Source organism: Allocoleopsis sp., from assembly GCF_036703385.1.
Classification (GTDB): Bacteria; Cyanobacteriota; Cyanobacteriia; order Cyanobacteriales; family Coleofasciculaceae; genus Allocoleopsis.
Map to the genome: position 1 here is coordinate 1 of NZ_DATNPA010000511.1, position 5,915 is coordinate 5,915.

Consider the following 5,915-nt stretch of genomic DNA (forward strand, 5'->3'; position numbering starts at 1 on the left):
ATTACTTTAATTCTTTTAGGGCGGTTGTTTGAAAATCGTGCTAAAGGACAAACGTCGGAAGCGATTCGTCAACTCATTGGTTTGCAAGCCCGAGATGCGAAAGTCATTCGAGATGGAGTGGAGATGGATATTCCTATCCAAGATGTGCAAATCAATGAGGTAATTTTAGTGCGCCCAGGGGAAAAAATTCCTGTGGATGGTGAAGTAATTGAAGGCACTTCTACCATTGATGAATCGATGGTGACGGGTGAGAGTGTCCCTGTCAAAAAGCAGTCTGGGGATGAGGTAATTGGAGCTACGATTAATAAAACTGGAAGCTTTAAGTTCCGGGCGACACGAGTAGGGAAGGATACCGTTTTATCCCAGATTGTCCAACTGGTGCAGCAAGCACAAGGAAGTAAAGCCCCGATTCAGCGATTGGCGGATCAGGTAACAGGATGGTTTGTGCCGGTAGTGATTGCGATCGCGATCGCAACGTTCATTATCTGGTTCGATGTGATGGGCAACCTCACTCTTGCCCTGATTACCACCGTTGGAGTGCTGATTATTGCCTGTCCCTGTGCCTTAGGTTTAGCCACTCCCACCTCTGTGATGGTAGGAACGGGTAAAGGTGCAGAAAACGGCATTCTAATTAAAGGGGCAGAAAGTCTAGAACTCGCTCACAAAATTCAGACCATTGTGCTGGATAAAACTGGGACGTTGACTCAAGGGAAACCCACCGTTACCGACTTTATCACCGTTCATGGCACGACTAATAGCAATGAGTTAAAACTCTTACGCCTTGCCGCTTCAGTGGAACGAAATTCCGAACATCCTCTAGCAGAGGCGGTTGTGAGGTATGCACAGTCTCAAGAGGTGAAGTTGGCGCAAGCACAGGATTTTGAAGCAATCCCCGGTAGTGGTGTGCAAGGTATCGTTTGCGATCGCTTAGTACAAATTGGCACTCAACGTTGGATGGAGGAGTTAGCCATCAATACTCATGTTTTACAAGAACACAAAGAGCGATGGGAAGCAACGGGTAAAACAGTAATTTGGGTTGCTGTGGATGGTGAAATTGAAGGATTGATGGGAATTGCGGATGCGTTGAAACCCTCTTCCGCTGCTGCTGTTAGAGCATTACGCCATTTAGGATTAGAAGTCGTGATGCTAACGGGGGATAATCGCCAAACCGCAGAAGCTATAGCCTCTGAAGTCGGCATCAGGCGAGTATTTGCCGAAGTCCGACCCGACCAAAAAGCTGCAATTATCCAATCTCTTCAAACTGAAAAGAGGCAACAGGCACCAAGTAGCGGTAAACCCTTAAATCCAAAATCCAAAATCCAAAATCCAAAATCCCTTGTGGCAATGGTAGGGGATGGTATCAATGATGCCCCAGCTTTAGCACAGGCCGATGTGGGAATTGCGATCGGGACGGGAACTGATGTTGCGATCGCAGCGAGTGACATCACCCTGATTTCTGGAGATTTACAAGGTATCGTTACTGCCATCCAACTGTCTCGCGCCACGATGCAGAACATTCGGCAAAATCTCTTCTTTGCCTTTATCTACAACGTTGCCGGAATTCCCATTGCTGCTGGGATTTTATTCCCCATCTTTGGCTGGTTACTCAATCCCATTATTGCAGGAGCAGCAATGGCATTTAGTTCTGTTTCCGTCGTCACCAATGCCCTGCGCTTGCGGAATTTTCAACCCAAACTCACCCCATAAATTAGTAGGAGTTCGGCATATGTTCAGCACAAGCAAGATTTTAGGCACTGTTACAAGTTTAGGACTCATGCTCGGAATAGCATCGGGAGTGATGGCTACCGAAATGCCTGCCTCAACAGCAACCCAGACCAATCAATTTCGCCGTATCGAGCAACCCTTAGGTTTAAAAGGTGGTGTAACGGTAGGTGGTTTAGCCTTGATTGGGCTGGAATTATGGTGGTTTTTATTCAGTAAAACCAAGTCCCAATCAGCTGACACGCAACAAGGCACACAAGAGGTCACGATTACAGTAGACGGGGGCTATGAACCTGACCATGTAGTTGTAAAATCAGGGCAGCCTGTGCGGCTCAATTTTCTGCGTCGCGATGCCAGTAGTTGTCTCGAACAAGTGTTATTGCCTGATTTTCATATTGCGCAAGAATTGGAGCTAAATCAAACGACTCCGATTGAATTTACTCCGGATAAACCAGGACAATACTTATTTACCTGCGGGATGAATATGTTTCGTGGTGTGGTGGAAGTTGAGCAATAACGGTGGTTTCTTAAAAAGGGCAGAGGGTAGAAAACTCGGATGAACCCTTTGCCCTTTGATTGAAAGCCATAACTCGTATTCTATGGGTTAATTCATGAAATAATTAAAAATTCGTAATTCGTAATTCGTAATTGACGTTCAGATGGTGATTTAGACCCTTTTCTGATGTGAGCGACTTGAGAAATCGGGGACTCTGACCCGCCTTTTAATTGCAAATTAAAAATTTATAATTACGAATTATTCGTTAAATATATTAATAGATAGGAGATATGAATGTTGGATAAAATATCTAGTTTTTTCAGATGCAATTGCTTCGTCGCCTCGTTGTGCCCCTTTTGCTAGCGCTGCTAACGATGTTCAGTGCGATCGCCTGCAACAGTAACACTAGCATTAAAGTCGGATCGAAAGATTTCACCGAGCAGTTCATTTTAGGAGAAGTGTATGCTCTGGTGCTAGAAAATAAGGGCTTGAAAGTAGAACGCAAACTCAACCTCGGCGGTACACCTGTTGCTCAAGCGGGTTTGCAGAGCGGTCAAATTGATTTGTATCCAGAATATACAGGGACGGGTCTATTAACAGTCCTTAAAGAACCTGCTAATAGTAACCAGAAGCAGGTATTCGACACGGTTGCTAAAGCCTACAAAGATAAATTTAACTTAGTTTGGCTTGAGCCTGCCCCGATGAATAATACTCAAGCACTGGATCCCACCCAGCGGTAAATGGCTGTACTTGTGAAATCGAAGCAGGCCAATTAGTGGTGATTTTAGGGCCATCCGGTTGCGGTAAAACAACCCTCCTCAAGATGGTCAATCGCTTATATGAGCCAACTTCGGGCAGGATTTACCTGGATGATACTGATATCCGAAAGATAGAAGTGACTCAGTTACGTCGGCAGATTGGTTACGTGATTCAGCAGTCTGGGTTGTTTCCCCACATGACGGTGGCACAGAATATTGCCGTGGTGCCGAAGCTGTTGGGTTGGTCGAGGGTGCAGTACCAAGCACGAGTCGATGAGTTGTTGATGCTCGTGGAGCTACCCCCTCAAGAATACCGTGATCGCTACCCGGCGCAACTCTCTGGAGGACAGCAGCAGCGCGTGGGATTGGCGCGTGCCTTAGCAGGTGACCCCAAGGTAATGTTAATGGATGAGCCATTTGGAGCCATTGACGCGATTACTCGCCAAACGTTACAGGACGAGATTTTACGTCTCCAGCGCCAGCTGAAGAAAACGATTCTATTTGTGTCTCACGATGTTGAAGAAGCGCTGCGTCTTGCCGACAAAATCATGATTCTGCAAAAAGGGCAGATTGTGCAGTTTGATAAGCCCTTTAATATCCTGACGCAACCCGCTAATCCTTTTGTATATGAATTGATGGGTGCGGATGATAGGGTGCGCCAATTGAGTTTGCTGCGAGTGGAGACGGCAATGGCGAGTGTCTCACCAGATTATCAACCTCGAAGTGAACCTGCGATCGCACGACACGAGAACTTGCGTCAAGCGTTATCCCTGTTGTTACGAACGGGTGCACAGAAGTTAACGGTACTCGATGGTGAGGATGTTGTGGGTATCCTTACCCTGGAACAAATTCGGGATTCTGCACGGATGGAAGTTAATCGTTAGTGTGACATTCTGTTATGGCATTTTATCGGTGCTGCATATCTTTTAGAAACTATATGAATCCGTTGGTATTGGAATCATAGTTTTTTAACGCAAAGAGCGCGGAGGGGGACGCAGAGAGACGCGGAGGGTTTTTGCTTCGTTACGGTACAAATGAAAATGATATTACTCGACAATAACACAAGGAAGAATCCATCTCCCACGGGGGAGCCAATTGGACACTAGCTGGAGGTGCAATCGATGGAACATCATGAAGAGAAGCCGAAACGAACATCTCGGCGCAATTTTTTGGGGCAGGCGCTAACCGCAGCAGGAACAGCTATAGCTGCCCCTACATTGCTCAATCAGGCTACAGCAGCAAAGGAAGCTCGCTCTATGCAATCCCCTGAAGGTGAAATGGCAATAACACTGATGGTAAATGGTGAGAAGCGATCGCTTACCATTGAACCACGGGTAACGCTCCTCGATGCTCTGCGCGAACGCTTGGAACTTCCAGGCAGTAAAAAAGGCTGCGATCATGGACAATGTGGAGCTTGTACCGTTCTCGTTGATGGACAACGGGTGTACTCCTGTCTCTCCCTTGCCGTAATGCAAGAGGGCAAGCAAATTGTCACCGTTGAAGGACTTGCGAAAGGTGATGTTCTCCATCCCGTGCAAGCCGCGTTTATCGATAATGATGGCTTTCAGTGCGGCTATTGCACACCCGGACAGATTTGTGCCTCGGTTGCCCTCCTTGATGAAATTAAACGGGGTTGTGCCAGTGCAGTCACACCAGACTTAACCCGCACTCCGCAACTTGCTGAACTGTCTGAGGCAGAAATCAAAGAGCGGTTGAGTGGCAATCTTTGTCGGTGCAGTGCTTACAACGGCATTGTTGCCGCCGTACAACAAGCCGCCGGACAAACTCCTCCCTCTGCTGCCGCAACCATGATGGTAACTGAAGCGCAGGAGATGCCAGTATGAACAAATTTTCTTACATCCGTGCCACTTCAGTAAATGATGCAGTGCAACGGGCGTCTACTGACAAGGATGCCATGTTTATCGCGGGTGGCACGAACTTGGTTGACCGGATGAAAGTCTTTCTAGATGAGCCATCACAGCTCATCGACATTTCCCGGCTAGAAATGCAGCGTATTGAACCAATAGCTGGGGGCGGTTTACGCATCGGCGCATTGGTGAGCAATACGGCAGTTGCTGACCATCCCGATGTCCGACGCAATTATCCCATGCTCACCCGTGCCATTCTATCTGGTGCCTCTCAGCAAATTCGCAATGTTGCCTCCGTCGGCGGTAATCTCCTGCAACGCACTCGCTGCCCCTACTACTACGACACTGCCTTCCCCTGTAACAAACGGGAACCGGGAAGTGGCTGTCCTGCGGCAACAGGGATTAACCGAATGCACGCCATATTTGGAGCTAGCGACCAGTGCTTGGCGGTTCATCCCTCGGATATGTGCGTTCCCCTGGCAGCTTTGGATGCCATCGTTGAGGTAGAAGGGCCAAAGGGTAAGCGTCAAATCCCGTTTACAGAGTTTCACCGTTTACCGGGTAACACACCCCAACTAGACGCCAACTTGGAGCCAGGGGAACTGATTACTGCCGTTGTGGTGCCGCCTGTGCCGTTTGCTAAGTCGGGTGTGTATCTTAAACTACGGGATAGAGCCTCCTATGCCTTCGCTTTGGTTTCCGTCGCTACTGCCCTTGATTTGGCAGGCGACAGCATCAAGGATGCACGCATCGCAATGGGTGGTGTTGCTCACAAGCCTTGGCGTCCCACCGACGCAGAAAAGTTTTTGATTGGCAAACCCGCTAATGTCGAAACCTTCCAGCAGGCGGCGGAGATTGCCCTGCAAGGAGCTAAACCCCTGACTCATAACAGCTTCAAAGTCGAATTAGCGAAACGTGCCATTAAGCGATCGCTCACAGTGTCAGCCAAAGGAGGAGGTGTAATATGAACAAGGTAATTGGTACGGCTGTTAGTCGCAAAGATGGACGAGCCAAGGTAACGGGTACAGCAACCTACGCGGCAGAACACCAAATTCCGGGACTGGTTCACGG

Annotated in this window: 4 protein-coding genes and 2 pseudogenes; all 6 read left to right on the forward strand. The window is 48.2% G+C overall.

The genetic code is table 11. The annotated features are described in order from the left end of the window. Positions 1-1,707: copper-translocating P-type ATPase (locus V6C93_RS24955; protein WP_333479374.1), on the forward strand; the 1,707-nt coding region annotated here is incomplete at its 5' end. Between the two features lie 19 nt (positions 1,708-1,726). After that, positions 1,727-2,239, forward strand: a complete 513-nt coding sequence (locus V6C93_RS24960; protein ID WP_333479375.1) for a cupredoxin domain-containing protein — start codon at positions 1,727-1,729, stop codon at positions 2,237-2,239. Positions 2,240-2,541: 302 nt separating this feature from the next. Continuing rightward, positions 2,542-2,952, forward strand: a pseudogene (locus tag V6C93_RS24965) (glycine betaine ABC transporter substrate-binding protein); the annotation flags it as partial. Beyond that, positions 2,943-3,860: pseudogene (locus V6C93_RS24970) on the forward strand (ABC transporter ATP-binding protein); the annotation flags it as partial. The pseudogenes V6C93_RS24965 and V6C93_RS24970, both read left to right, overlap by 10 nt. Before the next feature lie 237 nt (positions 3,861-4,097). After that, the gene (locus tag V6C93_RS24975) at positions 4,098-4,820 is read left to right on the forward strand and encodes a 2Fe-2S iron-sulfur cluster-binding protein (protein ID WP_333479377.1); all 723 of its coding nucleotides are present in this window, start codon (positions 4,098-4,100) and stop codon (positions 4,818-4,820) included. Then, positions 4,817-5,812: a xanthine dehydrogenase family protein subunit M gene (locus V6C93_RS24980; RefSeq protein WP_333479378.1), complete on the forward strand. Its 996-nt coding sequence runs from the start codon at positions 4,817-4,819 to the stop codon at positions 5,810-5,812. Before V6C93_RS24975 ends, V6C93_RS24980 begins: the two co-directional genes overlap by 4 nt. Positions 5,813-5,915: the final 103 nt, after the last annotated feature.